At 71.6% G+C, this 24,475-nt stretch carries 30 protein-coding genes; 16 read left to right on the plus strand and 14 right to left on the minus strand.

Annotated features, from left to right (window positions below; genetic code table 11):
* The first annotated feature begins 54 nt into the window (after window positions 1–54).
* Complete coding sequence (locus KME80_RS52855; protein WP_219509139.1) at window positions 55–636, plus strand: dihydrofolate reductase family protein; 582 nt, start codon at window positions 55–57, stop codon at window positions 634–636.
* Between the two features lie 151 nt (window positions 637–787).
* Here KME80_RS52855 and KME80_RS27260 read toward each other — a convergent pair whose 3' ends face one another.
* Complete coding sequence (locus tag KME80_RS27260; RefSeq protein ID WP_219509140.1) at window positions 788–1,207, minus strand: winged helix-turn-helix transcriptional regulator; 420 nt, start codon at window positions 1,205–1,207, stop codon at window positions 788–790.
* A 117-nt stretch (window positions 1,208–1,324) separates the two neighbouring features.
* Here KME80_RS27260 and KME80_RS27265 point away from each other — a divergent pair, with 117 nt between their 5' ends.
* The 3 genes from KME80_RS27265 (at window position 1,325) to KME80_RS27275 (ending at window position 3,987) form a co-directional block, all read left to right on the plus strand.
* Window positions 1,325–2,722, plus strand: a complete 1,398-nt coding sequence (locus tag KME80_RS27265; protein WP_219509141.1) for an FAD-dependent monooxygenase — start codon at window positions 1,325–1,327, stop codon at window positions 2,720–2,722.
* Between the two features lie 11 nt (window positions 2,723–2,733).
* The gene (locus KME80_RS27270; protein ID WP_219509142.1) at window positions 2,734–2,904 is read left to right on the plus strand and encodes a hypothetical protein; all 171 of its coding nucleotides are present in this window, start codon (window positions 2,734–2,736) and stop codon (window positions 2,902–2,904) included.
* 243 nt (window positions 2,905–3,147) lie between these two features.
* Window positions 3,148–3,987 carry an NAD(P)-binding domain-containing protein gene (locus KME80_RS27275; protein ID WP_219509143.1) on the plus strand — a complete coding sequence of 280 codons (840 nt, stop codon included), beginning with the start codon at window positions 3,148–3,150 and terminating at the stop codon, window positions 3,985–3,987.
* Here KME80_RS27275 and KME80_RS27280 read toward each other — a convergent pair.
* The 3 genes from KME80_RS27280 to KME80_RS27290 are packed head-to-tail and all read right to left on the minus strand — an operon-like array spanning window position 3,937 to window position 6,077.
* The gene (locus KME80_RS27280; protein WP_219509144.1) at window positions 3,937–4,539 is read right to left on the minus strand and encodes a cadmium resistance transporter; all 603 of its coding nucleotides are present in this window, start codon (window positions 4,537–4,539) and stop codon (window positions 3,937–3,939) included. The genes KME80_RS27275 and KME80_RS27280 overlap by 51 nt on opposite strands.
* A gap of 49 nt (window positions 4,540–4,588) precedes the next feature.
* Window positions 4,589–5,137: a VOC family protein gene (locus tag KME80_RS27285; protein ID WP_219509147.1), complete on the minus strand. Its 549-nt coding sequence runs from the start codon at window positions 5,135–5,137 to the stop codon at window positions 4,589–4,591.
* 25 nt (window positions 5,138–5,162) lie between these two features.
* Window positions 5,163–6,077, minus strand: coding sequence for an NmrA/HSCARG family protein (locus tag KME80_RS27290; RefSeq protein WP_219509148.1), 915 nt, complete (start codon window positions 6,075–6,077; stop codon window positions 5,163–5,165).
* A 96-nt stretch (window positions 6,078–6,173) separates the two neighbouring features.
* On the opposite strand from KME80_RS27290, the gene KME80_RS27295 reads away from it, so the two are divergent.
* Window positions 6,174–6,731 carry a TetR/AcrR family transcriptional regulator gene (locus KME80_RS27295; protein WP_219509153.1) on the plus strand — a complete coding sequence of 186 codons (558 nt, stop codon included), beginning with the start codon at window positions 6,174–6,176 and terminating at the stop codon, window positions 6,729–6,731.
* Window positions 6,732–6,812: 81 nt separating this feature from the next.
* On the opposite strand, the gene KME80_RS27300 is transcribed toward KME80_RS27295, so the two are convergent.
* Window positions 6,813–7,718, minus strand: coding sequence for an oxidoreductase (locus KME80_RS27300; protein WP_219509156.1), 906 nt, complete (start codon window positions 7,716–7,718; stop codon window positions 6,813–6,815).
* 160 nt (window positions 7,719–7,878) lie between these two features.
* Between KME80_RS27300 and KME80_RS27305 the strand changes: the two genes are divergently transcribed.
* A complete protein-coding gene (locus tag KME80_RS27305; protein WP_219509157.1) occupies window positions 7,879–8,754 on the plus strand; it encodes a helix-turn-helix transcriptional regulator in 876 nt (291 codons plus the stop codon).
* A 100-nt stretch (window positions 8,755–8,854) separates the two neighbouring features.
* A complete protein-coding gene (locus tag KME80_RS27310) occupies window positions 8,855–9,865 on the plus strand; it encodes an RNA polymerase subunit sigma-70 (protein WP_219509159.1) in 1,011 nt (336 codons plus the stop codon).
* Window positions 9,866–9,914: 49 nt separating this feature from the next.
* On the opposite strand, the gene KME80_RS27315 is transcribed toward KME80_RS27310, so the two are convergent.
* Window positions 9,915–10,481 carry a dihydrofolate reductase family protein gene (locus tag KME80_RS27315; RefSeq protein WP_219509161.1) on the minus strand — a complete coding sequence of 189 codons (567 nt, stop codon included), beginning with the start codon at window positions 10,479–10,481 and terminating at the stop codon, window positions 9,915–9,917.
* A gap of 159 nt (window positions 10,482–10,640) precedes the next feature.
* Entirely contained in the window at window positions 10,641–11,000 is a 360-nt protein-coding gene (locus KME80_RS27320; protein ID WP_219509163.1) for a hypothetical protein, read from the minus strand.
* 14 nt (window positions 11,001–11,014) lie between these two features.
* On the opposite strand from KME80_RS27320, the gene KME80_RS27325 reads away from it, so the two are divergent.
* The gene (locus KME80_RS27325; RefSeq protein ID WP_219509168.1) at window positions 11,015–11,332 is read left to right on the plus strand and encodes a TetR/AcrR family transcriptional regulator C-terminal domain-containing protein; all 318 of its coding nucleotides are present in this window, start codon (window positions 11,015–11,017) and stop codon (window positions 11,330–11,332) included.
* A gap of 69 nt (window positions 11,333–11,401) precedes the next feature.
* Window positions 11,402–11,599 (plus strand): hypothetical protein, encoded by a 198-nt coding sequence (locus KME80_RS27330; protein ID WP_219509169.1) that lies wholly within the window; start codon window positions 11,402–11,404, stop codon window positions 11,597–11,599.
* Window positions 11,600–11,608: 9 nt separating this feature from the next.
* On the opposite strand, the gene KME80_RS27335 is transcribed toward KME80_RS27330, so the two are convergent.
* Window positions 11,609–12,385 carry an endonuclease/exonuclease/phosphatase family protein gene (locus KME80_RS27335; RefSeq protein ID WP_219509170.1) on the minus strand — a complete coding sequence of 259 codons (777 nt, stop codon included), beginning with the start codon at window positions 12,383–12,385 and terminating at the stop codon, window positions 11,609–11,611.
* The gene (locus KME80_RS27340; RefSeq protein WP_219509171.1) at window positions 12,382–13,278 is read right to left on the minus strand and encodes a LysR family transcriptional regulator; all 897 of its coding nucleotides are present in this window, start codon (window positions 13,276–13,278) and stop codon (window positions 12,382–12,384) included. The genes KME80_RS27335 and KME80_RS27340 overlap by 4 nt, the downstream gene beginning before the upstream one ends.
* Window positions 13,279–13,394: 116 nt before the next feature.
* On the opposite strand from KME80_RS27340, the gene KME80_RS27345 reads away from it, so the two are divergent.
* The 3 genes from KME80_RS27345 to KME80_RS27355 are packed head-to-tail and all read left to right on the plus strand — an operon-like array spanning window position 13,395 to window position 15,601.
* Window positions 13,395–13,616 (plus strand): hypothetical protein, encoded by a 222-nt coding sequence (locus tag KME80_RS27345; protein WP_219509173.1) that lies wholly within the window; start codon window positions 13,395–13,397, stop codon window positions 13,614–13,616.
* A gap of 56 nt (window positions 13,617–13,672) precedes the next feature.
* Window positions 13,673–15,187, plus strand: a complete 1,515-nt coding sequence (locus KME80_RS27350; RefSeq protein WP_308125946.1) for an FAD-dependent monooxygenase — start codon at window positions 13,673–13,675, stop codon at window positions 15,185–15,187.
* A 15-nt stretch (window positions 15,188–15,202) separates the two neighbouring features.
* The gene (locus KME80_RS27355) at window positions 15,203–15,601 is read left to right on the plus strand and encodes a VOC family protein (RefSeq protein WP_219509176.1); all 399 of its coding nucleotides are present in this window, start codon (window positions 15,203–15,205) and stop codon (window positions 15,599–15,601) included.
* Between the two features lie 34 nt (window positions 15,602–15,635).
* On the opposite strand, the gene KME80_RS27360 is transcribed toward KME80_RS27355, so the two are convergent.
* Entirely contained in the window at window positions 15,636–16,388 is a 753-nt protein-coding gene (locus KME80_RS27360; RefSeq protein WP_219509179.1) for an SDR family oxidoreductase, read from the minus strand.
* A 121-nt stretch (window positions 16,389–16,509) separates the two neighbouring features.
* Between KME80_RS27360 and KME80_RS27365 the strand changes: the two genes are divergently transcribed.
* Window positions 16,510–17,418 (plus strand): LysR family transcriptional regulator, encoded by a 909-nt coding sequence (locus KME80_RS27365; RefSeq protein ID WP_246645861.1) that lies wholly within the window; start codon window positions 16,510–16,512, stop codon window positions 17,416–17,418.
* Window positions 17,419–17,464: 46 nt separating this feature from the next.
* Here KME80_RS27365 and KME80_RS52860 read toward each other — a convergent pair whose 3' ends face one another.
* The 3 genes from KME80_RS52860 to KME80_RS27380 all read right to left on the minus strand — a co-directional run bounded on the left by KME80_RS52860 (window position 17,465) and on the right by KME80_RS27380 (window position 20,153).
* Window positions 17,465–17,974 carry a GNAT family N-acetyltransferase gene (locus KME80_RS52860; protein WP_219509181.1) on the minus strand — a complete coding sequence of 170 codons (510 nt, stop codon included), beginning with the start codon at window positions 17,972–17,974 and terminating at the stop codon, window positions 17,465–17,467.
* Window positions 17,975–18,091: 117 nt separating this feature from the next.
* A complete protein-coding gene (locus KME80_RS27375) occupies window positions 18,092–19,303 on the minus strand; it encodes an MFS transporter (protein ID WP_219509186.1) in 1,212 nt (403 codons plus the stop codon).
* A 67-nt stretch (window positions 19,304–19,370) separates the two neighbouring features.
* On the minus strand, window positions 19,371–20,153 hold the full coding sequence (locus KME80_RS27380) for a DUF899 domain-containing protein (protein WP_219509188.1): 783 nt from the start codon (window positions 20,151–20,153) through the stop codon (window positions 19,371–19,373).
* Window positions 20,154–20,250: 97 nt separating this feature from the next.
* On the opposite strand from KME80_RS27380, the gene KME80_RS27385 reads away from it, so the two are divergent.
* Together KME80_RS27385 and fxlM are read left to right on the plus strand one after the other, a co-directional pair.
* Window positions 20,251–20,763, plus strand: a complete 513-nt coding sequence (locus tag KME80_RS27385) for a winged helix-turn-helix transcriptional regulator (protein WP_308125947.1) — start codon at window positions 20,251–20,253, stop codon at window positions 20,761–20,763.
* Between the two features lie 94 nt (window positions 20,764–20,857).
* On the plus strand, window positions 20,858–22,087 hold the full coding sequence (gene fxlM / locus KME80_RS27390; protein WP_219509192.1) for a methyltransferase, FxLD system: 1,230 nt from the start codon (window positions 20,858–20,860) through the stop codon (window positions 22,085–22,087).
* A gap of 240 nt (window positions 22,088–22,327) precedes the next feature.
* Here fxlM and KME80_RS27395 read toward each other — a convergent pair whose 3' ends face one another.
* Window positions 22,328–22,981 (minus strand): TetR/AcrR family transcriptional regulator, encoded by a 654-nt coding sequence (locus KME80_RS27395; RefSeq protein ID WP_219509194.1) that lies wholly within the window; start codon window positions 22,979–22,981, stop codon window positions 22,328–22,330.
* Between the two features lie 87 nt (window positions 22,982–23,068).
* Between KME80_RS27395 and KME80_RS27400 the strand changes: the two genes are divergently transcribed.
* Entirely contained in the window at window positions 23,069–23,905 is an 837-nt protein-coding gene (locus KME80_RS27400) for an NmrA/HSCARG family protein (RefSeq protein WP_219509196.1), read from the plus strand.
* Window positions 23,906–24,475 lie beyond the last annotated feature (570 nt).

The following is a 24,475-nucleotide window of genomic DNA, read 5'->3' on the forward strand; positions in this document are numbered from 1 at the left end:
GCGGCAGCTCACGGCACGCTAACTTGAGGGCACCCAAAATGGAGGAGGGGCCCCGTGGGCAAGGTGGTCATGTACAGCTCGGTGTCGGCGGACGGCTTCATCGCGGACGAGAACGACCTGCCCGGACCGCTGTTCGACTGGTTGACCGGCGGTGACGTCCCGTTGGACGAGAGCGGCGAGCTGAAGGTGTCGCAGACGTCCTATGACTACACCAAGGCGTACTGGGACCGGATCGGGGTCACGATCGTCGGCCGCCACGTCTTCGACCTGACGGACGGCTGGGACGGAAAGCCGCCCAGCGGCATCGACCACGTGGTCGTCGTGACGCACCGGCCGCAGCCCGAGGGCTGGGACCCGGCGGCGCCGTTTCACTTCGTCGACGGCGTCGAGGCGGCCATGGCCAAGGCGCAGGAGCTCGCGGGCGACCGCGTGATCGAGGTCGCCGCCGGCGACGTCGGTGGCCAGGTGCTCGCCGCGGGGCTGGCCGACGAGGTGCGCATGGACGTCGTGCCGGTGGTGTTCGGGTCCGGCAAGCGCTACTTCGGGTCGGTCCACGCGCAGCACCTGCTGGAGGATCCCGACGTGGTGATCCAGGGCAACCGGGTGCTTCACCTGCGCTACCGGGTGCGCCGCTGATCCATCTGATTCACCTGTAGACGGGAGTGCGTGGCGCCTGGGGGGCGGTGCCACGCACCTGAATGTGCCTTTTGTAGACCCTCTCTTACTCACTCATGATGGTGTTACGCACTACGAGTGAGGTGAGGGAAATGGCCCCCTTGATGCCACATCAGGCGTCGCGGACCCGGCCGGATCTGCCCCGGCCGACTCCGATGAGCTCGCTGGCGGCCCGGTTGCGGGCGATCTCGCCGTGATGGGTGGCGGCCCAGCCGGCCATCGCCGTCACCGCGTCGATCAGCGACCGGCCCAGCTTCGTCAGCTCGTACTCCACTCGCGGCGGGACCTCGGCGTATGCGGTCCGGGTGATCAGGCCGTCGCGCTCGAGATGCTTGAGCGTCTGGGTCAGCATCCGCTGGGAGATTCCCGGGATGCTCGCCTGCAGGTCGGAATAGCGCAGCGGGCCGGCGTTCAGGGTGCTGATGGTCAGCACCGTCCACTTGTCGCCGATGCGGTCGAGCACCTCACGGATGAAGGCGCTGTCCTCCGGCCACGCCTGGCACGGACCAGCGATCTGTCGCGCTGACGCCATCTCGATTTCCTCTCATCCGGCTGTAACCGCACTACCAGTTTGTAACACGTGCGGGGCGGTCACCTCGATCCACGACCACGCCCGCGCCACACCTCAACGCAACGGAGAGTGATCACTGTGAACGCACACGACACCGTCGTGGTCGGCGCGGGCCCGGTCGGGCTGTGGACGGCTGCGGAGCTGGCCCTGGGCGGCGGGCGACCGCTGGTCCTGGAACGGGCCGAGCAGCGCAGCCCGCACTCCAAGGCGCTGGCCATCCACCCGCGCACGATCGAGGTGCTGGCGATGCGCGGGCAGGAACAGGCCTTCCTCGACGGCGGGCTGCCCGTGCCGGACGGGCACTTCGGCATGCTGCCCGCCCGCCTGGACTTCCGGGAGCTGGCCACGCCGTTCCCGTTCATGCTCGCGCACCCGCAGCTGCGCACCGAGGAACTGCTCGAACAGCACGCCCTGGCCCTCGGGGTGGTGATCCGGCGCGGGCACCGGGTGACCGGGCTGAGCCAGGACGAACAGAGCGTGACGCTGCGGGTCAGCGGGCCCGACGGCGCGTACGAGATCACCGCGGACCACGTGGTCGGGGCGGACGGCGCGGGCAGCACCGTACGCCAGGCGGCGGGCATCGGCTTCCCCGGCACCGACTCGACCATCTTCGGCTTCCTCGGCGACGTCGAGCTGGCCGACCCGCCGGAACGGCCGGGCACCTGGCACAACGCGCACGGCGCGCTGATCGTGGCCCCGATCCCCGGCGGGCGCTACCGCGTCACCGGGTACGCCCCCTCAACCCTCACCCCGACCCTGGAGTCCCTGCGGGAGACGACGCAACGGATCGCGGGCACGGACTTCGGCATGCACTCCCCCGTGTGGCTGTCCCGCTTCGGCAACGCCACCCGGCTCGCGGCACAGTACCGGAAGGGCCGGGTGTTCCTGGCGGGCGACGCCGCGCACATGCACTTCCCGGCGGGCGGTGTCGGGCTGAACGTGGGCCTGCAGGACGCAATGAACCTGGGGTGGAAGCTGGCCGCGGTCCAGCGGGGCCGGGCGGAGGCGTCCCTGCTGGACACCTACCACCAGGAACGCCACCCCGTCGGCGAGTCCCTGGTCGAACACACCAAGGCCCAGACCGCCCTGATCACCGCCACCACCGAGGAGGGCCTGTCCCTGCGCCGGTTCATGGCGGACCTGCTGCGCGCCCATCCCGACGTGGCGGCCGAGCTGGCCGACACGCTGACGGCGCTGGCCGTACGCTATCCGGGAGCCCATCCCCTGGCAGGCCGGCGCCTCCCGGCCACCCGCGAGCAGCTGCGCCTGCTGCGCGAGGGCCGCCCGGTGCTGCTGGCCCAGGAGGCCACCCCGGCGCTGAAGGACCTCGCCGTGAGCGCGGACCTCCAGCTGTACGAGACCGAGCTGCCCTGGCCCACGGACGCCATGCTCATGCGCCCCGACGGGCACGTGTGGGCCGCCGGAGACACTGCCGGGCAGCTGGCGGACGCCATGGCAGAACTCCCTCTGACCTGACGGGGAGCGGCATGGACGTACGCGGGCGTCACGTCACACACCCCGAAGCCGGGATGCCGGGCAGCTCCCGCGGCCAGGCGTCCTGGATGTCGTCGGCGCCGTCGCGCGGCGGCTCGGCGGCCACGCTCGGCTCCGCCGTTCACCTGGACGACCTGGGCCGTGACGTGGCCCGCGCCGGGTGAGGCGAGCCGGTGCACGGTCTCGGCGACGTCCCGCGGCGTGCCGGCCCGGCCGGTGCCGGTCTGCGCGCCTCGCCCGGCCTAGGTTCAGCGCGCAAGATTCTTGCGCGTGGGGACGATAATTCTCCATCGGTTCGATCGGGGGTTCGACTAGCGTCGGCCGGGTCCGGATGCCTCCGACGAACAGGAGCAGCGTCATGCCGGTATCAGCGTCCGCCGCTGACCCGTACGGAAGAAGGAGGCACGATGAAGCGCGTCGGCGTCATCGGGGTGGGTGAGATCGGCCGGGCGATCGTGACGGGCCTGTGCGAGGGGGCCGGCGACGCTCCCGAGGTGTTCCTCTCCCCTCGGGGAGCTCGCACGGCCGCCGAACTGTCCAGGCGCTACGAGAGCGTACGGGTGTGCGCGGGCAACCAGGAGGTGCTGAACCGCTCCGACATCGTGATCATCGCCGTGCGCCGCGACGATCGGCACGAAGCGCTGGCCGGCCTGACCGTGGGCGACGACAGGGTCGTGGTCAACGTGATGGCCGGGGTCGGCAACGACGACCTGGGCCGGACGCTGGCCACCGGCGCCCCGCTGGTACGGGCCATCCCCCTGCCCGCCGTCCGCGAGCGCCGTTCCGTCACCGTGACGCACCCCGCGCACCCGGTCGTCGACGACCTCTTCGCGCGGCTGGGCGGGGTGCTCCCGGTCGAGGACGAGGCGGCCTTCAACGTCTTCTCCGCACTGACGGGAACGCTGACCGCCCACTACTCCTACCTCGCCACGATCGCGTCGTGGGCCACCGGCCACGGCATCGCCCCGGAGGCCGCCGACAGCTACGTCCGCGGTCTCTTCCAGGGCGTCGGCCGCTCCCTGAGCGACCGGACCCGCTCCCTGCACCAGCTCGCGGCCGACCACGAGACCCCGAACGGCAGCAACGAACGCGTCCGCACCACCTGGTTCACCCCGGCCAACGCCCAAGCCCTCGGCCAGACCCTCGACGACCTCCTCACCCGGCTCGACGGACCGCGGGACGGCGGCGCGCGGGACCTACAGGCCGAAGGCGCCGCCCTCGACGAGGATCGCCACGCCGATGCCTGACAGCACGAGCGGCAGCAGTACGTGACCCCACCGGCTCAGCGTCCGGGCGACGACCGGCCGGGTGGCGAAGAACCGGCCGGCGGCACACCATACGGCGACCAGGGCCAGGAACACGACGATGTGGACGGTCGTCGAGCCGGCCCCGGCGGTGGTGAACACCGGCACGTACACGCCGATGTTGTCGCCGCCGTTGGCGAAGGTGACCGCGGCCACCTCCCATGCCCTCGGCCCCCCGGCCGGCGCCTCCCCGGGCCCCTCGTCCTCGCCGTCACGGTGGCTGCGCCACGCCTGCCAGGCCGCCTTCAGGCCCAGGAGCAGCGGCAGCAGACCCAGATACGGCAGCACCGGCTCGGGCAGAAGGGCGGCGCCGGAGGCCGCGACCACGGCCACGACCAGGATGCCCAGGAACCCGAGGTACTGGCCGGCCACCACCCGCGCCGCCACACCCGGGCTCCCGGCGCCCCGGGCGAAGAACAACGCCAGGATCACGAGGTCGTCGACGTTGGTGATGGCGAACAGCCCGGCCGCCTGACCGACGACACCCACGTTCACGCCGGTTCTTCCCCTTCACCCGTGATGCGCCCCCGGCGACCCTACAAGGTCACTCCCCCGCCGACGAACGCCGGCTCGATCGCGCTGGTGCGGCCAGGGTGGCCATCGCCTCGAGCAGCGTCGCGTACACGGGGCCGGGTTCGGCGGGCTCCTCCCAGCTCGGCTCCTCCCCGTCCGCCGGGCCGGTCTCCGCCGCCGGGAAGAACAGCCACCACAGGTTGTGCCAGGGGTCGAGGAACCGGGCGATGCCGTATCCGCCGTAGAAGGGGGAAGCCGGCGTGACGACGGTCGCGCCGCGTGCGACCGCTCTGCGCAGCGTCTCCTCGGGGTCGGCGACGTACACCTGGGTCAGGGCCGGGGTGAACGGCCAGTCGGCCTTGCGGTCGGCGACCATGATCAACGAGTTGCCGATCTTGACTTCGGCGTGGATCAGCGTTCCGTCCGCGGCGTGGAAGTCAGGGGTGCGGGCCTCCTCCCGCTCCGTCGCGTCGAAGACCGCGACGAGGAAGTCGATGAAGGATTCGGCTCCGTCGACGACGACGAATCCGTTGACAGTGTTCTCGCCCCGGGGTTCGGGACCTTGCTCGGTCATCTCCATGCCGGGAGGCTAGGGACGATTGCGGTCAGGCTCCTGCCGCGATGACGGCCCGCGCCCACTGGTGGAAGGCGGTCAGCGGAATCCCCAGGTCCGCGGCGAACTCGGGGCGCGCCGGTGCGGGATGTGCGCTCATGTACTGCTGCGCCTGGAAGAGCCCGGTCATCAGGCCGTCCGCGAGGGCTTGCTCCGGGCCGGCCGGAAGCTCGATCGTGGTGTCGAGGGCCTCCGACAGCACCCGGGCGGCGGTGCGGAAGCTCAGGACGTCACCGGCGAGTTCGAGCTCGACGCCGTGAAAACGCCCGGGTTCCGCGAACGCCGCGGCGGCGGCCGCCCCGATGTCGCCGACCGCGACGAAGGGAAGCGGGACGTCGGGATCGACCCCGACGAGGAGCCGGTCCGAGGTCAGGTCCGCGAAGTAGGACGACGGCCGGACGAAGTTCTCCATGAACGTGGCCGGGCGCAGGATCGTCCACCGGGGGAAGCCCGCGCCGCGTACGAGGTCCTCGACCGCGGCCTTGCCGCGCCAGTAGTGCCGCATGTGCGCGCCCCAGCGCCGCTCGTCGAAGCGTTCGACGTCGACGGCGCCCGCGCCCGACACCGAGGTGTGCACCACGTGCCCGACGCCCGCCGCCCGGGCGGCCTCGACGAGGTTGCGCCCGTGCCGGACCTCGGAGTCGCCCATCGGGTCGGCGGGATCATAGGTCTGCACCGAGAACACGGCGCGGGCGCCGTCGAGCGCCGCTTCCAGCGACGCGACGTCGTCGAGGTCGCCTCGCACGAGGACGGCGCCCAGAGCGCCGAGGGCGGTGGCACGCTCGGAGCCGGGGTCCCGCACCAGGGCGTGAACGGGGACGCCGGCGTGAAGCAGCGCGCGGGCCACGGCGCCTCCTTGCTTGCCGGTCGCTCCGGTGACCAGCACGAACGATGACGATTCAGGCACGGCACTCCTCCAGGGATCGATATGGGGTGGCACCCCACTTCGTGCCACCCAACATATGGGGTGGCCCTCCGGTTGTCCAGATGAAAGGGTGTCCTCATGGCGAACCCCAAGGCCACGCCGCAGCGATCGGACTGGCAGCGCAACCACGAGCGGCTCGTCGCGACGGCCGCGGCTCTCGTCGCCCGCGAGGGGGCCCAGGTCTCCCTGGAGGAGATCGCCCGTGAGGCGGGCGTGGGCTCCGCGACCCTGCACCGGCACTTCGCCTCCCGCCAGGCGCTGCTCGAGGAGGTCTTCCGCGACGAGGTCGAACGGCTTCGCCTGCGCGCCCGCGAGCTGGCCGCCGGCGACCCCCGGACGGGACTCGTGACCTGGCTGGAAGAGCTGACGATCTCCGCCGTGAACACCCGCGGCCTGCCCGCTTCGCTGGCCGCCGGGGCGGGCGCCGGCCCGTCGGCCGGCGACACCTGCCACGCCGTCATGCGGGAGGCGACCGTGACGCTGACGGATCGCGCCCTCGCGGCAGCCGCCGTCCGCCCCGGAGTCTCCCCGGACGACCTGCTCGCTCTGGTGGAGGCGGTCGCCCAGGCCACCGAGGGCGATCCGCCGACGGCACTCCGCCTGCTCGGCCTCGCCCTCGACGGCATCCGGCCCTGAGCGTCCCCCACGACGCCCCGGCCTCGCGGGGCGCGCTGATCGGATGGCCGCCGCCCGGCATTCGCCCGCGTCTCGGCTGGTTCAGAGGTACGTGACGCCCGTCAACCGCCCGGCCGCCTCCCAGAGCCACCTGCCGACGGCCGGATCGGCCGCCTCGCGGCTGAGCCGGGCCTCGGCGACCGGGCCGCGGGTCTCCCAGGGCCCGGACGGCCCGAAGAACTGGCCGCCCCGCACCCGGGGGTCGGTCGCGGCGCGCAGTTGCGGCAGCGCGCCGCGTTCCACCGGCTGGGTGACCACCAGGCCGAGCCGCGCGATCACCTGCCCGAGCCGGCCGCGGTGCTCCCAGGCGCGCGGAGTGAGGTTGGTGCGGGTCAGGCCGGGGTGGGCCAGCGTGCTGATGATCGGCGATCCGGCGGCGCGCAGGCGGCGGTCCAGCTCGACGGCGAAGATCGTGGTGGCGAGCTTGGACCGGCCGTAGGCGGGAGCGGCTCGATAGTCACGTTCGAACATCAGGTCGTCGAGGTCGAGGTGGGCGTTCCTGTGGGTGATCGAGCTGAGGCTGACCACCCGCGGGCGGGCGGCCGCGGCCAGGTTGCCGAGCAGCAGGCCGGTCAGCGCGAAGTGGCCCAGCATGTTGGTGCCGAGGTGCAGCTCGAAGCCGTCGGCGGTGGTACGGCGCGGGCCGAGCAGCACCACGCCGGCGTTGTTGACCAGCAGGTCGATCGCCGGGTGGTCGGCGGCCAGCTTCGCGGCGAACGCGCGTACCGAGTCGAGGCGGGCCAGGTCCAGCTCGCGCACCTCGACGTCGCCGCCGATGCGACGGGCGGCCTCCTGACCGGCGGCGGTGTTACGGACGGCGAGCACGACACGGGCGCCGCGGCGGGCCAGCTCGGTGGCGGTGACCAGGCCGAGGCCCGAGTTGGCGCCGGTCACGACGGCGATCCGGCCGTGCTGGTCGGGGATGCGATCAGCGGTCCATCCGGTCATCTGCTGCTCCTGGAGGTCTCGGGTGCGGTGGACCGCCGACGTCAGGCTCGGTGCGGTCGACCGCCGACGTTAGGGGCGACGCGGGCCGCCTCCGTCGTTCCCGGTTGCCTAGGTCCGCGGGACCTACCTTGGGGGGCCGGTCAGGCGGCAGACTTGCGGCATGACCAACCTGTACGCCCGTGAGCTCGGGGACTTCCTGCGGGCCCGCCGCAACCGGCTGAGTCCGTACGACGTGGGCCTGGAGCCGGGCGGACGCCGCAAGGTCACCGGGCTGCGGCGCGAGGAGCTGGCCCTGCTGGCCGGGTTGAGCACCGACTACTACCAGCGGATGGAGCAGGGCCGCGAGGTGCGCCCGTCCGACGACGTCCTGGACGCGCTGGCCGGGGCGCTCGGCCTCGCCGACGAGGAGCGCCGGCACCTGTTCACCCTGGCCCGCGCCGCCCGCCGGCCCGCGCCCGCGCGGGTGGACCGGGGGCCGGAAAGGGTGCCGGACAGCACCCGGCGGCTGCTGCGGGTGATGGACACCCCGGCGGTCGTGCTCGGCCGGCACCTCGACCTGCTCGACTGGAACCCGATGGCCCAGGCGCTGCTCGGCGACCCGGGCGACTGCCCGCGCGACCGGCTCAACATGCTCCTGCTGATGTTCGACGACACGCTGACCGGCGAGCGGAGCTGCCCCGACTGGGAGCGGCAGGCCCTGGACTACATCGGCATGATGCGCGCCGCCGTCGCCACCGACCCCACCCATCCGCGCGCCACCGCGATCGTCGGTGAGCTGAGCATCCGCAGCGCCGAGTTCCGGCGGCTGTGGGCCCGGCACGACGTGCGCGAGTCGGTCAGCGGCGCCAAGACCTTCCGGGTCCCGGAGGTCGGCGACATCGTCCTGGACTGGGACACCTACCCGCTGCCCGGCAGCCCCGGCCCGGTCATGCTGGTCTACACCGCCGAGCCGGGCAGCGCCGACGCCGACCGGCTGCGGCTCCTGGCCTCGTTGCACGCGACCCGCTCGGCGCGCACCGGCGAGCGGTCCGGCTAGGTGAGGGCCCGGCGGACGGCCCGGTGCGACCGATCAGGAATCCTCCGCCACGTCGTCAGTCCTGGTAGCCCCTATCGCACCGGTGGAAGGATTGACGACCATGACCGACGCCAGACCGCTGGGCGCCGACGAGGCCGCGTTCATCGCGGCGGCCCGCTCGGGCGACACGACACGGTTCGCCCAGGTCACGGAGCGCCACCGGCGCGAGCTGCAGGTGCACTGCTACCGGATGCTCGCGAACTACGAGGACGCCCAGGACCTGACGCAGGAGACGTTCCTGCGGGCGTGGCGCAAGCGGGAGTCGTTCAAGGGCGACGCCGCGCTGCGGACCTGGCTGTACCGGATCGCGACGAACGCCTGCCTCGACTTCCTCGACAGCCGCAACGCCCGCGTGCCCGTGCCGTCCGAGCTGCCGGACCCCGACTCCGAGGTGCTGTGCCTGCAGCCGTACCCGGACCGGATGCTCCCGGAGGACCCGCAGGAAGCGGTGGTGGCGCGGGAGACGATCGAGCTGGCGTTCATCGTCGCCGTCCAGCACCTGCCGCCGCGGCAGCGGGCGGTGTTCATCCTGCGCGACGTCCTCGGCCGGCCGGCGTCGGAGGCCGCCGGCGCCCTCGGGGTGACCGTCGCGTCGGTGACCAGCGCGCTGCAGCGGGCCCGTGTGACGATGCGCGAGCGGCTGCCCGGCCGCCGCCTCGATTGGCGGAGCCCCGCCACCCACGAGCTGTCGGACGACGAGCGCGGCGTGGTGAAGTCGTACCTGGCCGCCCATGAGCGCAACGACCTGGACGGGCTGACGTCGCTGCTCCGCGACGACCTGCGCTTCGCGATGCTGCCCGACCCGGGCACCGTGGTCAGGTCGGCCAAGGAGGCGGTGGACGGCTGGGTCTCCAGCGGGCTCTTCCGGCGCGGCCACGACGACTGGCGCGGCATCGCCACGACGGTCAACCGCATGCCTGCCGCCGCGCTGTACCTGCGCGCCCCCGGCGACCCCGAGCACCGCTTGTTCGCCATCGCGGTCCTGCACGTCGTCGACGGGAAGATCGCCGAGCTCACCGGATTCGACGCCACCGGCAAGCCGTGGCTGGGCCTGCCCCCGGCACTGTCATAGGACGCGGGCCCAGCACACACCGTTCACGGGCCGAGGATCCGGCCCGTGCTCATCGCCTCGTCTCGTACCGGGTCAGCGTCACGCCGCCGGGGAACGTCCGGGTCTCCACCAGATTGAGGTTCACCCAGCTGTCCAGCGCCGTGAAGAACGGCGTGCCGCCGCCCACCAGGACCGGGTAGGTGGCCAGGACGTACTCGTCGATCAGCCCGGCCCGCATGGCCGCCCCGGCGAGCGTCGCGCCGCCGATGCCCATCTGGCCGCCGTCCTCGGCCCTGAGCCGGGCGATCTCGGCGACCGCGTCGCCGCTGACCAGGCGGGTGTTCCAGTCGACCTTGTCGATCGTCGAGGAGAACACCACCTTCGGCGTGTCCCGCCAGTTCCGCGCGTACTCGATCCGCGCCGGGGTGGCGTCGGGGTGCTGGTCGCCGGTCGGCCAGGCGGCGCTCATCGTCTCCCACAGCTTGCGCCCGTACAGCACCAGGTCGTTGGCCCGCTCGTGGTCGAGCCAGAACTGGAACAGCTCGTCGTTCGGCGGCCCGCTCCAGCCGATGTCGTCGCCGGTCGCGGCGATGTAGCCGTCCAGGCTCAGGTTCATGCCGAAGATCAGTTTCCGCATCGTGTCAGCCTCCTGTGAGTCGGTCTCACACGTACAGACGGGCACGGCGCGGAAGCCTAATCGGCATGGGTCTCGGCCTCCGGCGGGCCCGTCAGAGCGCGCTCGGCTTCGTCGCGCCGGGTGTGCGGGTCCCAGGAGAGCGGGGCGACCTCCTCGGGGTCAGGTCTCCAGGGAGGACAGCAGGCGACGGGTCAGGTCGTGCAGCCGGGCCGCGGCGTGAGGGTCGAAGGCGGGACCGTCCAGGCTGATGGGGTCGAAGCGCGCGAACGCGGTCACCGGCGCCGCCGGCGGGGCGTCGACGCGGGCGATGATCGGCCGGATGCCGTCACCGACCGGCCGGCCGTGCCTTTTGAGCGCGGCGACCTGGGCGGCGATGGGCGGGTCGTACTCACCGGCGAAGCTGGAGGCCACCGGGCCGGGGTCGATCAGCACGTACCGGGTGCCGCCGGTCGCGTGGTGGGCGGCGTAGGCGACCGCGAGCAGGTCGTTGGCCCGTCCCGCCTGCATCTGGGCGGCCATCCCGTCGTAGCCGCGTGCACGCCGACGACCGCTCCTGCGCACTGCGGCGGCTGCTGTACGCGGAGCTCACCCACTTCCCCGACATCCTCGACCTCGCCGTCGAAAGCGGCCCGCACCGCCTCAGCCAGGCCCTCGCCGACCGGCCGGCGCGGCTCATCCTCGCCGGCCGACTCCGCGCCACCGACCCCGACCAGGCCGCCGAGCACTTCCTGGCCCTGCTCATCGGGCCGCTGGAGGCGCGCTCCCACATGGGCACCCGGCAGATCGCCGACACCGACCTGCGGGAGCTCGCCCGCGCCGCCACCGACACCTTCCTCCGCGCCTTCGGCTGACAGATGTCATACGGTGCCGATGATCTACGTCTCTACTCCGGCCGCGGCCCCCGCGGAAGGATGTGAGCCATGACGAACACGAAGAACTCCCCCAACTGGATCCTCGGTCTCTCCTGCGGCCTGGCCATCGGCATGGGGTTCGCCGCGGCCCTGACCGACCTCCTCCTGGGCATCTCGCTGTCCCTCTGCTTCGGCGTGGCCCTGTCGTACGCGCTCGGCTCCCCACGGGTTCGCCGTCATGCTGAGCGCCTCCCCGATCACCCCTAGGACCGGTGACTACCGCGCCACCCACGCGTGCAGCGGCACGTGGTCCGACCAGCCTTTCCTGGCGTAGTCGACGAAGCACCCGCGCATGCGGCCGTCGCCGGCGAACACGTAGTCGATCTTCCGCTTGCGGGTGACGTAGGTCCACCGCTTGCGCGGGTCGCACTCGTCGCGGCCCCTGTAGGCGGTGGCGGCATCGCGCGGCACCAGGTTGAGGTCGCCGCCGACGACGCCCCGGCCGAGCTCGAACAGCTCACGGAGCTGCTTGTGCCGGTAGGGCGCGCCCTTCTGCTTGTCGTCGTAGTGCGCGCCGGACGAGAAGTGCGCGGTGCACCACGCCCGGTCCGCCGTACAGACCGCGTACCTCCGGGCACTCCACGGCGGCGAGCTCAGCGCGTGCACGCCGAAGCGGGCGTTCCGCTCGGCCACGGCCAGGGTGACGCTCTGCGTCCCGCGCGGCCTGCCGTTCCGGTCCGGGTGGCACTGGTACGGGGAGCCGTCGGGACGGGCCAGCCCGGCCGACTTGACGCTCCACGCCCTGCCGGAACGCGCCTCCAGCTCGCGCTTCAGGTCGCCGTCCGCGCCGGTGCAGAACTCCTGGAGGAAGATCACGTCCGCCTTGGTCGCCAGCACGGCGACGTGCCAGGCCAGCTCGGCGGTGGTGCGGCGGAAGAGGGGGCAGTTGCTGTTCGTGCCCGCGCAGAGGTTCCAGGTCATCACGTGGAGCGACGGGGCTTGGGCGGGCACGTTGAGGGGTAACAGCCCGGCGATCAGCAGGTGCCGGATCATGCCGGGACCTGCGGGAGGGGGCCCAGGTCGCGAATGATCCCGGCCAGGGCCTGGACGTGTTCGCTCTCGGCCTCGCTGCGCCACACCAGCGCGTACGGCAGCGGCTCCAGATCGGTGACCGGCAGGTACGTGATGTCCGGTCGCGCCCAGTAGCGGGTGACGTGGGCGGGGAAGAGCACGACGAGCCCGTCCATGCTGGCGAGGGTCATGGCCTCCTCCGCGTCCCGCACCACGGGGCCGCGCTCGATCCGGCGGCCCCGCCGGGTCAGGCGCGGGGCGTAGGCGTCGTACCAGTAGCCGGGGCCGTTGTCGGCGTTCGGGTGCTGGAAGTCGGAGACCATCTCCAGGGAGACCGACGCGCGCGGGGCGAGCTGGTGGTCGACGGCGACGGCCAGCACGCGTTGCTCGGCGAACAGGACCGGCCCCACGGTGAGGTCGGGTTCGTCGACGGGGAGCCAGGTCACCAGGACGTCGATGTCCCCGCGTCGCAGCGCGGGAAAGGCTTCGCCCAGCTGGGCCTTGTGGATGCGGAGCTGCCATCGCGGGTGGCGGAGGCGGAAGACGTCCCAGTACGGGCGCAGGTCGTAGGCGTTGAGGGGAAGCATGCCGACGCGCAGCGTGCCGGTGATGCCCTGGCCGGCGAGCTGGGCGCGTTCCACGCTCTCCTTCAGCCCGGCGTGGAGCGGCCGGAGGTCGTCGCGGAGCTGCCGCCCGACCTGCGTCAGCCGGACCGTGCGGTTGGTGCGCTCGAACAGCGGGACGCCGACCTGCCGTTCCTGCTTCTGGATCGCCTGGGTCACGCGAGCGGGCGACAGACACAGCCGGGCGGCGGTGCGGCCGAAATGCAGCTCTTCGGCCAGGGTCAGGAAGATCTCGATGTCACGCAGCTCCACGCCTGACCTGCTCCGTTCACTCCCACTGAAGGTGATCTTCCGATGTTCGACGTTGTTCCGGGTGTTCACCGTACTTGATCCTCGATTCGTACGAAATCGCCTGGTCGAGGGGGCACGTGGGTGGACCTCCTGCGCTGGACCTGCGCCTGGGCGGCACGGCGGTGCCGCACGAGGCCGTGGCGATCCGCGCGACCGGGCTGGAGAGCCTCCGGGACGACCTGGCCGGCCTGCCGTACGCGCCTTCGCCGGAAGGGCTCGACCGCACGACGGTGGCCCGCCCGGGCCACGGGCGGCTCAGGGACTACGTGTCACGCGACGAATCGAAAGGTCAGGGATGACAGAGCAACACCATGCCGCCCGGCTCGCGGAAGAAGATCCGTCAGGGGGCGCTGAGGTGGTCATCGTGGGAGCCGGGCCGACCGGCCTCATGCTGGCCGCCGAGCTGCGCCTGGCCGGGGTGCGGCCGCTGGTGCTGGAGCGGCAGCCGCGGCGCCGCGACACCCCCAAGGCCGGTGGCCTCGGCGGGCAGATCCTCGAGCTGCTGCGCTACCGAGGCCTGCTGGGACGCTTCGAAGCCGCCTGCACCGGCCCCGTCCCGGCTCCCCGGTTCCCGTTCGGCGGCGTGCACCTGGACTTCACCGAGCTCGCCGATCCCCCGATGCGCGCGCTGCCGCTCCCGCAACAGCACCTCGAGCGCCTGCTCGGCGAGGTGGCCGGCGAACTCCGCGTCGACCTGCGCCGCGGGCACGAGGTGGCCGGGATGAGCCAGGACGAGGCCGCCGTCACCGTGGACGTCCGCGGCCCGGACGGGCCGTACCAGGTGAGGGCCCGGTACGTGGTGGGCTGCGACGGCGCGCGCAGCCGGGTCCGCGCCTGGGCCGGGATCGGCTTCCCCGGCACCACGTACCCGGAGGTCAACCGGCTGGCCCAGGTCACCCTGCCCGGCACGGTCACCGTGCGCGGCGACGGCGGCCTCGACGTCCCCGGCTTCGGCGTCATCCACCCGGGGTTCACCCGGACGGACCACGGGCTCTTCGGCATCGGGGCCTCGCCTGGCTCCCAGGCCGTCTCGCTCTACACCGTCGAGGACGAGAGCGTCGAGTACGACGACGACACCCCGATGACCGTCACCGAGCTCCAGGACAGTCTCCGCCGCGTGCTCGGCGTGGACCTGCCCGTGGCCGAGGCGGTCCGGCTGTCGCGGTTCACGTTCAAGGCGCGGCAGGCCGACCGCTACCGCGAGGGGCGGATCCTGCTGGCCGGGGACGCGGCGCACCTGTTCCCGGCCACCGGCGTGGCGCTCAACGCCGGCATGCTGGACGCGGTCAACCTCGCCTGGAAGCTGGCCGCCGGCCTGCACGGCTGGGCCCCGGCCGGCCTGCTGGACACGTACCACGGCGAACGTCACCTCGCCGGCGCCCGCACCATGCTGCACACCCGGGCCCAGGTGGCGTTGCGGCGCGGGCACGACCCGGCCGCCGAAGCGCTGCGGGAGGTCGTGCGGGAACTGCTCACCGACGAGCAGCCGCTGCGCCGGATGGGCGCCCTCGTCGCCGGCTCCGACATCCGCTACCCGATGCCCGGCGCCGGCCGCCACCCGCTGACCGGCGCCTTCGCCCCCGACCTCACCCTGCACACCGAGCGGGGCATGACGAGCGTGGCGGAGCTCATGCGCCCCGCCCGGCCCGTCCTCCTCGACCTCGCCGACCGCCGGGACCTGCGCGAAACCGCCGGGGACCGGCAGCCGCGCGTCGGCGTCCACACCGCCAAGACCGGTGACCGGCCGGCCGACGCCCTGCTCATCCGCCCGGACGGCCACATCGCCTGGGCCGCCACCGTCGACGAACCCGCGGACAGCGCGACGCCCTCGCTGCGTGAGGCGTTGTCCGCCTGGTTCGGCACGTCTTGAGACCTGAGGAGAGACATGACCAGCAGATTCACCGAGCTGACCATCGACTGCCACGATCCGGAGACACTCGCGGCCTTCTGGTGCGAGGTGCTGGACTTCACGGTGATCGACCGGAGGGAGGGCAAGGTCGAGATCGGCTCCTGGGACCCGACCGTCGAGGAGGTGCTGGCCCGCCAGATGCCGCCCACGCTGCAGTTCATCCAGGTGCCCGAGGGCAGGACCGTGAAGAACCGGCTTCACCTCGACGTGAGTCCGATCGACCGCAGCACCGGCGACGAGGTGGCCAGGCTGCTCGGCCTCGGCGCCGTCAAGAGGGACGTGGGCCGAGGCTGGGTGGTCATGGCCGACCCCGAGGGCAACGAGTTCTGCGTCCTGCGGACTCTGGCGGCGCCCGGCCCCGGGTCTTCGGCGTAGAGGCGACCGCTCCCCCGGTCACGTCGATATCGCGTCAGGCCTGCCGGGTGGGGTAGACGACGACCTGCGAGAGATTGACGTGCGCGGGACGCGAGGCGGTGAAGGCGACGACCTCGGCGACGTCGTGCGGGTCGAGCCAGGCGAACGCCTCGCGCGCCTGGGCGACCCAGGCGTTGACGCCCTCGTCGGTGACGTGTCCCTGGAGTTCGGTGGCGGTCATGGCGGGCTCCACCACGCTGACCCGTACGCCCTGGGGGCCGAGTTCGGTGCGCATGGTCCTCGACAGGTGGCTGACGGCGGCCTTGGTGGCGTTGTACACGGCCATGTAGGGGAAGACGACGTGCGAGGTCATCGAGGACATGGTGATCAGGTCGGCCGGGCGTCCGGCTCCCGCGGCGTCGAGGAGGCCGGGGAGGAAGGCGTCGACGACGTTGAGGACGCCGCTGACGTTGACGTCAACCTCGCGCCGCCAGTCGGCGGTGTTGCGGGCCTGGATGGCCGAGGGCAGCATCACGCCGGCGTTGCTCACGACGAGGTCGGCGGTGCCGTACGTGGCGCCGATCCGTCCGGCGGCGGCGGCGAGCGTGGCGGGATCGGTGATGTCGGCGGCGACGGCCAGCGCCTCTCCCCCGGCGGACTTGATCTCCTGGGCGAGCGCGTCGAGCCGGTCGAGGCGGCGGGCCAGGAGCGCCACCTTGGCCCCTCGGGCGGCCAGGAGGCGGGCGGTGGCGGCGCCGATGCCGCTGGAGGCTCCGGTGACGACGGCGATGCGGTGGTCGAGAGACATAGGTTGTGCTCCATGGTCGGTTGTTCGGTGGTTCCGACTCTGACGCACGGCTAATTCCGGAAAAACGCCCAATGCCGCAATAATCGGTCAGTCAGTGTGAACAGTCGCGGTGGAGGCGTGGATGGCCCTGGAGCGCAGCGAGATCGAGACGTTCCTGACCCTCGCCCAGGAACTCCACTTCGGCCGCACCGCCGACCGCCTGCTCGTCTCGCGCGCCCACGTCACCCAGACCATCCAGAAACTGGAGCGCCGCATCGGCGTCCCGCTCTTCGAGCGGTCCACCCGGCAGGTACGGCTGACGCCCATCGGCGTGCAACTCCTTGACGGGCTCGGGCCCGCGTACGCCCAGATCCAGTCCACGGTCGCGACGGTCATCGAGGCGGCACGCGGCATCACCGGCTCGCTGACGGTCGGGTTCCTCACCGCGGCCACGGGGCAGATCGCGCTCGCGGCGGCCGAACGGTTCCGCGAGCGCCACCCCGACTGCGCGGTCCACGTCAGGGAGGTCCAGATCGGCACCGCCCTCGACCCGCTGCTCGACGGGCAGGTCGACGTGATGCTGATCTGCTTCCCCATCGAAGAGGAGGGGCTGACGCAGGGGCCGGTGCTGTTCACCGAGCCGATGGTGCTCGCCGTGCCGGCACGCCATGCGTTCGCCCGCCGTACGGCCGTCTCGGTCGAGGACCTGGCACGGGACAAGGTCATCCAGGTCCCGTCGTCGATCCCCGCCTACCTGCGCGCCGCCCGCCACCTGCACACCACGCCCTCGGGCAAGGCCATACCGGAAGGCCCGACGGCCGGCACCTTCCAGGAGGTCCTGACCCTGGTCAGCGCGGGCAAGGGCGTCTTTCCCTGCGGCGCGGCGGGGGTCCGCTACTACGCGCGGCCCGACGTGGCGTACGTCCCGATCCACGACGGCCCGGCCCTGGAATGGGGGCTCGCCTGGCGCACGAACGCGGCCACCTCCCGGGTCAAGGCCTTCGTGACGACCGCCCTCGACCTCGCCGACCCCGTAACCAGCCCCCGCTGACCAGGGACAGGCGCCGTGTCGGCCGGGGATCGGCGCTTCCCGGAAATCAGAGATCCTTGCGCATGAGAACGCACGTGGTCTCATGGCGATGGACCGAGCCGTCCGGCGCTTCCTCGTCCCAGGCCTCCGGCTTGCGGCCATAGGCGACATAGCCCAGGCGTTCGTACAGAGCGCGAGCTCGAGGATTGCCCTCCTCGACGGCGAGTTCCGCCCTGCGCAGCCCCCGTTCACCGATGCGCTGTTCGGCGGCCTGGATCAGCAACGTTCCCAGGCCACGGGACTGCAGCGCCGGGAGCACGGCGAGCTGCCACAGGGTGCCGGCCCCCTCGCGGAGCCGGTAGTCGACACCGCCGATGGCCACCGGCAGGTCCACGGGGGTGCATACCGCCAGGTAGTCCACCTCTCCCTTCGCGGCGCGCGTCAGCTCCCGCTCCACGAGGCGCAGGTGGCCGGCCGACCCCGACCATGCGCACGCCGGCAGATCGCGGGGAAGCAGGTCGCGCACGGTGACGGGGATGGCCACGGTGGCTTTGACGGGGCGATGGGTTTCGATCACCGGGATGAGGATGTCAAGCGACGCAGCGGCATGGCAACGCGTTTGCGGGTGGACACCCGCGGACGATTACGCGGCGCGTACGGTTCGCGCTCTGGCCTGACTGGCTGGTCCCGTGCGCTAGCGGCGTGTGGACTGAACGGTCGGAGCGGTCGTCGTGGCCGGGGGTGGCTTGAGGTAGCCGGTGGCCACGGAGGCCGCGATGCCGACCAGCGCGATGGCCAGGCCGGTGATCACCGGGGCGGAGGCGCTGCTGCTGAGCGCGATGCCGCCGGCGATCGGGCCCAGGGCGACGCCGATGTTGATCGCGGAGGCGGGCAGCGACTGCGCCAACTCGCCGCCCGGGCCGGCCAGGCTCACCACGCGGAGCTGGAGCGAGGGCACCATGACGAAGGCGAACAGGCCCCAGAGCAGCATCGTCAGCGCCACCAGGACCGGGTTGCCCCCGACGAGGTGGAGCATCAGCAGGGCGGCCGCCATGCCGGTGGTGCCGACGACCAGGGTGCGGGCGGCGTTCCTGTCGGCGAACCAGCCGCCGGAGAAGGACCCCACGGCGGTGGCCAGGCCGTAGACGAACAGGTACACGCTGACCATCGCGGCGGGGACGCCCGTGACGTCCCGCAGGAACGGCACGATGTAGGTCAGCGCCGCGTACAGCGAGGTGAACACCACCAGGTTCAGGCCCAGCACGGCGAGCACCCGGGGGGCGAGGGCGTACCTGGCCTGGCCGGAGGAGCCGCTGCCGCTGCCGGGCACGGCGGGAACCAGCGCCAGGGTGGCGATCAGCACGATCACGCTGAGCACGATGATCGCGGTGAACGAGCCGCGCCAGCCGAGCGTCTGGCCGATCGCCGTGCCCAGCGGCAGGCCCAGGGCGGCCGAGACGGCGACGCCCGAGATGATCACGGAGATCGCCCGGCCCGCGCGCTCCGGTGGGGCGATCGAGGTGCCGACCCCGAACGCGACGGCGACGAACAGCCCCTGCGCCGCGCCGTCGACACCGCGCGCCACGACGAAGAGGGCATAGTCGGCGATCAGCACCGGGGCCAGGTTGGCCACGGCGAACAGGACGAGCGCGCCGGCGAGCACGGCACGCCTGTCCAGCCGGATCGTCAGCGCGGTCAGGATCGGGCCGCCGATCGCCAGGCCCAGCGCGTAGGAGGTCACCAGGGCGCCGGCCGCGGGAATGGAGACGCCGAGGTCGGCGGCGATCGGTTCGAGCAGGCCGACCACGAGCAGTTCGGTACAGCCCAGGGCGAACACGCCGAAGAACAGCGTGGCCAGTACGAGGTTCGTTCCGCCCCGGCCCGGCGTCGCTTGCGGGGTACTCATGTGCGCCTTTCTCGGTGGGGGATCCGCGCAGGACGGCACCCGCGCGGCGGTCGTGAGGTCGCCGTGGTCACCGTGGGCCGTGCGCCCCGCCGATGGCGGCCGGATCGTACTCGTCGTGGCGGTGCAGCCAGCTCATGGCCGGGCCGTCGGCCCGGCCGGGCGGCTGCTCCCAGTCCTCCTGACGGCCGAGCGCGGTGAGGTCGAGCCAGTTGTACGTGCCGTTGAGCAGGTCGATGCCGCGCCCGAAGCACGAATAGGTGTGGAAGATGTCCCCGTCGCGGCGCAGGAAGGCGCTCACGCCCATCTCCTCGCCCGTGTACCCCTCCCAGCCCGGGTTCGCCCGCACGAGCTGGTCGTAGTCCTGGTAGTTCCATTCGACGGGCGTGATCGAGGCGTCGAAGCTGACGTGGAAGTCGTAGTTGAAGTCGCTGCCGAACGACGAGTACCACGGGAGCGTCCAGCCCATTCGGCGCTTGTAGCGCTGGAGCTTGTCCAGCGGCGCTCGCGAGACGGCCGCCAGCGTCGTGCCGCGGGCGTGCAGGTGGGTGAGGCGGCCCACGTTGTCGATCCAGAACGAGCAGGCCGGGCAGGCCTCGTCGGCGTCGGGAGCGAACATGAGGTGGTAGATCAGCAGCTGGCTCCGGCCTTCGAACAGGTCGAGCAGGCTCACCTTCCCGTCCGGTCCGTCGAACGTGTACGGCTTGTCCACCCGGACCATCGGCAACCGGCGCCGCTCGGCGTTGACCCGGTCACGGGCCCGGGTGAGCTCCTTCTCCTTGGCCAGGAGTTCCTTGCGGGCGGCGAGCCACTCCTCGCGCGAAACCACCTCGGGCAGATTGTCCAGCGACATCTGAGCCTCCTCAGACTGCTCTCGTTTTGCAACTTGCTACGCGGCCCAACCTAGGCCACACTGATACGAACATGCAACCAGTTCGAAGGTGGGTGTGGTGCGGAAAGACACGCGGTCGAGGTGTCCGATCAACCTGTCGCTGGAGATCTTCGGCGACCGGTGGACCTTGCTGGTCCTGCGCGACGTGATCTACACCGGCGCCCGGCACTTCCGTGAACTGCTCAACGGCCCGGAGCGGATCTCCTCCAACATCCTCGCCGACCGGCTCGCCGTGCTCGTCGAGCACGGGCTGCTCACCAAGGCCGAGGACCCGTCGCACAAGCAGAAGGTCGTCTACAGCCTGACCGAGCCGGCGATCCAGCTGGTGCCCGTCTTCGCCCAGCTCGGCGCCTGGGGAACCCGGCACCTCCCGGTCGCCGAGGAGTACGCGGCCCGCGGGCAGGTCCTCGCCGCCGGCGGCGAGTCGGCCCTGGAGGCGTTCATGGACGAACTCCGCGAAACCCACCTCGGACCCGAGGCGCGCCTGAAGCCCGCACCGGACGGCCCCACCATCACAGCGCGCATGCAGGACGCCTACGCAGCCGCACTCGACCACGCACCCGGCACCTGACCGAACCGCCCCCGGCGCCAAGACGACCGCCGACCCCGGCGCCGATCCCGCGAATCCCCGGCACGGACCGTTGCCCCTGGCTATTCTCGCTGCGGTGGCCACCGACCCTCCGCCGTCGCAGTCCGCCGATCGCCTGCGAGCCGACATGGTCGCCGAGCTCAAGCAAGGCGCCTGGATCCGCTCCCCCGAGGTCGAAGCGGCCTTCGCCACTGTGCCGCGTGAGCGGTTCGCTCCGGAGGCGCCGCTCGGCGTGATCTACTCGGCCCACGACGTTGTCGTCACCAAGCGCGATCACAACGGCAGAGCCACGAGCTCGATCAGCGCGCCCTGGTTGCAGGCCGACATGCTCGAAGCGGCACAGCTCCGCCCGGGCGCGCGTGTCCTGGAGATCGGCTCCGGCGGCTACAACGCGGCCCTGATCGCCGAGATCGTCGGACCCGACGGGCTGGTCGTCACCATCGACATCGACCCCTTCGTCACCGAGCGCGCCGGCCGCTTCCTGGCCCGCACCGGCCATGACCGGGTGCGGGTCGTCCTGGGCGACGCCGAACATGCCGCCGAGCGGCACGCTCCCAGTGGCGGCTTCGACGCGATCATCGTCACTGTCGGCGTCTGGGATGTCCCGTGGACGCATCTGCTCGCCCCGGGCGGCCGGATGATCGTCCCGCTGCGCTTCTCCACCATCAGCCGCTCGTTCACCTTCGTCCGTGACGGAGATCACTTCCTCGGGCTCAACCCGAAGGTCTGCGGTTTCGTCCCCTGCCAGGGCGCCGGCAAGCTGCCCGACCAGGAACCCGTCCTGGCCGGCGGCGCCGTCAGGCTGACCCTGGAAAGCGGCCCCGCACTCGACGCCGCCGAGCTGGACCAGGCGCTGGACGGCGACCGCACCGAGCTGTGGACCGGCGTCAGTGTCGCCGCTGGGCAGCCCTTCGATTCGATGCACCTGTGGATCGCCACCAGCGACGAGCGGTTCGGCATGTTCTGGCAGGACCCCGACCGCGACTGCGGCCTCATCCAACCGGCCATGCGCTGGTACTGCCCCGCGCTGATCACCCACGACAGCTTCGCCTACCTCACGCTCCGCGAGCCGTCCAGCGACAGGACCGGCACGTCACGCTGGGAGTTCGGCGCCTGCGGATACGGCCGCGACGGCGCCGGGCTCGCCCGGCAACTGCACGATCACGTACGGACGTGGGACCGCTGCCGGCGAGACCACCCGGGTCCTGTCTTCACCCTCCACCCTGCGAGCGCCGTCCTGCCCGCCCCCGCTGTCGGCCGCATCTTCCGCAAGCGCCACACGCAGCTGGTCATGGCCTGGACCTGACCCCGGGCCGCCGAATCCTCCGGCTGTGCCTGTGATCCGTAGTTGGCGGTTGTGAACGACAGGTGGCGGACGTTGATGTCGGCGCACAGGCAGACGTACATAGGCAGTACGGGCAAACGCGCAGGGTGATGCGCGTGGTCGGCGATACCCGGAAGATCAATTGGTCGGGCCTGTCGGACCGGTCGGCGGCCGTGGGGGTGGTGTGATCGGGGAACGCTCGCCGTGGCGGGCATGCCGTCATCAGGGCTGTGTTCGTCTGGCGTCCCAGAGGGTCTGGTAGTGCTGCACGCTGGATGGTTTGCCGGGCAGCGGGCCGGTGTTGTGGGCCTTCAAGCCGTCCAGGGCGATGGCCAGCAGCCGGGAGCGGATCTCTTCCTCGGCTCGTCCGGGCGGAGCTGGGGTGGTGCGGCTGAACTGGCCGATGAGCAGGAAGATGTCCATGGTGTTTACGTCGGTTCGGAGTACTCCGGCGCGGTGGGCACGGGCGGTGAGTTCGTCGGCCAAGTGCTGGGCTCGCTGGTTGGCCTGCTGCATCTCGGGCGTGACGTCGATGGCGCCGGCCAGCGGGGCCAGGATGCCGAAGCCGAAGGCCACGCATTGCTGGATGTAGTGGGCCAGTCCCTGCCAGGGGTCCTCGTGAGCCAGGCCGCCCTGGGCAGCGGCCGCGACGCGTTCCATCGAGTCGACGCACAACCGTTGGAGGAGTTCTTCCTTGGTGCGGTAGCGGCGGTAGAGGCTGCCCATGCCCACGCCCGCATGCTCGGCGACGGCTGATACCGGCGCGTCGAAGCCCTGAGTGGTGAACACGTGGCGGGCGGCCTCGATCAGCGCCTGGTCGTTGCGGGCCGCCAAGGCCTGCGGGCCTCGTTTGCGGCGAGTCACGGGGTCGGACATGGATCCAGGATACCGATTGCGGAGCGTTCCGCTCCGGGCTACATTACTCGGAGCAAAACGCTCCGAGTAAGAGGCGGTTACCTGACCATGTCTGCTTCCCGAGTTGTTCTCGTCACCGGTGCCACCGGCAACCAGGGCGGAGCCACCGCCCGCCAACTGCTGGCCCGCGGCTGGACCGTCCGCGCGCTCGTCCGTGATCCGCGCAAGCCCGCAGCGCAAGCGCTGCGCGAGCAGGGCGCGGAGCTGGTTCAGGGCGAGTTCGACAACCCCGACTCCTTGCGCGAGGCGATGAGCGGCGTACACGGCGTGTTCAGCGTCCAGGCGCTGGCCTACGAGCCCGAGACCTTGGCTGCCGAGGTACGCCAAGGCAAGACCGTGGCCGACATCGCCCACAACAGCGGCGTCGCCCACCTGGTCTACAGTTCCGTGGGCGGCGCCGAACGCGAGACCGGCATCGATCACTTCGAAAGCAAGGCCGAGATCGAGCGGCACATCCTGACCCTCGGCGTGCCCGCCACCATCCTGCGGCCGGTGTTCTTCATGAACAATCTCCTGCACTACGCCAACGCCGACGGCGAGCGACTCCTGGCACTGCCGGTCAAGCCGGACAAGCCGATGCAGCTCATCGCCACCGACGACATCGGGATCTTCGCCGCCGATGCCTTCGACAACCCCGGACAGTTCATCGGCCGGCAGGTCGAACTAGCCGGCGACGAGCTCACCTTCCCCGAAGTCGCGGAGACCTATGAGCGTGTCACCGGAACTCCGACCAGATTCGAGGCGCTGCCGATAGATGAGCGCATGTTCGAATGGTTCGCCGAAGAGGGCTACCAGGCCGACATCTCGGACCTGCGCCGACGGCATCCGGAACTGCTGACGTTTGAGCAGTTCCTCACCCGGCGGCTGGGTCCGGCCCGATCCTGACCGTTCGCATGCCGCCGCCCCGGTCCACGCCCTCAGGGCGTGCTTGCCTCTGCACAATCACCTATACGCCGCCAGTTGATCTCGGCTCGGAATCATCGACAGCGTAGGGGCCGCCGATTTCTGCACGACATGCTGTGCTTTGTCAGTGACTCTGCGCGACTCGGGGTTGGTGCGGTCGGATCGCTGTGGGCTGGATGAGTTGTTTCTGGCCTTCGGGGTCGGCGAGGCGGAGCGTGGCCGTCTGGCGTTGCGGCCCGACCGGGCCCGGCGGTGGACGGGTGCTCGGCGGACTTCGGGCGTCGAGGTGGTGTGCGCGATCCGGGATCTGGGAGCGGTTCCGGTGGCGCAGTGTGAGCCCGCAGGATCGGCCAGCGCTACCAGAGTCGATCAAGGTGACGTTGCAACAACCAACGTCCGCCACCTGTCGTTTCACAGCCGCCAACTACGGATCACAGGCACACCGGCCAGGAGAGGTCATGAGCTTCGGCCGCCGCCTCGACGAGAAGCGAATCCTCCGCAAGGTAGGGGCGGTTTGCTGGGCGTTGGTCGATCGTGCGAGAATTCCCGCAC

The organism is Nonomuraea ceibae (genome assembly GCF_019396325.1).
In the GTDB taxonomy this organism is placed as follows: domain Bacteria; phylum Actinomycetota; class Actinomycetes; order Streptosporangiales; family Streptosporangiaceae; genus Nonomuraea; species Nonomuraea ceibae.

Excerpts from the sequence above, each read along its gene's own strand:
- KME80_RS27260 (WP_219509140.1), bottom strand. The coding sequence starts at position 1,207 with ATGGCGTCAGCGCGACAGATCGCTGGTCCGTGCCAGGCGTGGCCGGAG.
- KME80_RS27270 (WP_219509142.1), top strand. The coding sequence starts at position 2,734 with ATGGACGTACGCGGGCGTCACGTCACACACCCCGAAGCCGGGATGCCG.
- KME80_RS27275 (WP_219509143.1), top strand. The coding sequence starts at position 3,148 with ATGAAGCGCGTCGGCGTCATCGGGGTGGGTGAGATCGGCCGGGCGATC.
- KME80_RS27285 (WP_219509147.1), bottom strand. The coding sequence starts at position 5,137 with ATGGAGATGACCGAGCAAGGTCCCGAACCCCGGGGCGAGAACACTGTC.
- KME80_RS27295 (WP_219509153.1), top strand. The coding sequence starts at position 6,174 with ATGGCGAACCCCAAGGCCACGCCGCAGCGATCGGACTGGCAGCGCAAC.
- KME80_RS27300 (WP_219509156.1), bottom strand. The coding sequence starts at position 7,718 with ATGACCGGATGGACCGCTGATCGCATCCCCGACCAGCACGGCCGGATC.
- KME80_RS27305 (WP_219509157.1), top strand. The coding sequence starts at position 7,879 with ATGACCAACCTGTACGCCCGTGAGCTCGGGGACTTCCTGCGGGCCCGC.
- KME80_RS27310 (WP_219509159.1), top strand. The coding sequence starts at position 8,855 with ATGACCGACGCCAGACCGCTGGGCGCCGACGAGGCCGCGTTCATCGCG.
- KME80_RS27315 (WP_219509161.1), bottom strand. The coding sequence starts at position 10,481 with ATGCGGAAACTGATCTTCGGCATGAACCTGAGCCTGGACGGCTACATC.
- KME80_RS27320 (WP_219509163.1), bottom strand. The coding sequence starts at position 11,000 with ATGGCCGCCCAGATGCAGGCGGGACGGGCCAACGACCTGCTCGCGGTC.
- KME80_RS27330 (WP_219509169.1), top strand. The coding sequence starts at position 11,402 with ATGACGAACACGAAGAACTCCCCCAACTGGATCCTCGGTCTCTCCTGC.
- KME80_RS27335 (WP_219509170.1), bottom strand. The coding sequence starts at position 12,385 with ATGATCCGGCACCTGCTGATCGCCGGGCTGTTACCCCTCAACGTGCCC.
- KME80_RS27355 (WP_219509176.1), top strand. The coding sequence starts at position 15,203 with ATGACCAGCAGATTCACCGAGCTGACCATCGACTGCCACGATCCGGAG.
- KME80_RS27360 (WP_219509179.1), bottom strand. The coding sequence starts at position 16,388 with ATGTCTCTCGACCACCGCATCGCCGTCGTCACCGGAGCCTCCAGCGGC.
- KME80_RS27365 (WP_246645861.1), top strand. The coding sequence starts at position 16,510 with ATGGCCCTGGAGCGCAGCGAGATCGAGACGTTCCTGACCCTCGCCCAG.
- KME80_RS27375 (WP_219509186.1), bottom strand. The coding sequence starts at position 19,303 with ATGAGTACCCCGCAAGCGACGCCGGGCCGGGGCGGAACGAACCTCGTA.
- KME80_RS27380 (WP_219509188.1), bottom strand. The coding sequence starts at position 20,153 with ATGTCGCTGGACAATCTGCCCGAGGTGGTTTCGCGCGAGGAGTGGCTC.
- KME80_RS27395 (WP_219509194.1), bottom strand. The coding sequence starts at position 22,981 with ATGTCCGACCCCGTGACTCGCCGCAAACGAGGCCCGCAGGCCTTGGCG.
- KME80_RS27400 (WP_219509196.1), top strand. The coding sequence starts at position 23,069 with ATGTCTGCTTCCCGAGTTGTTCTCGTCACCGGTGCCACCGGCAACCAG.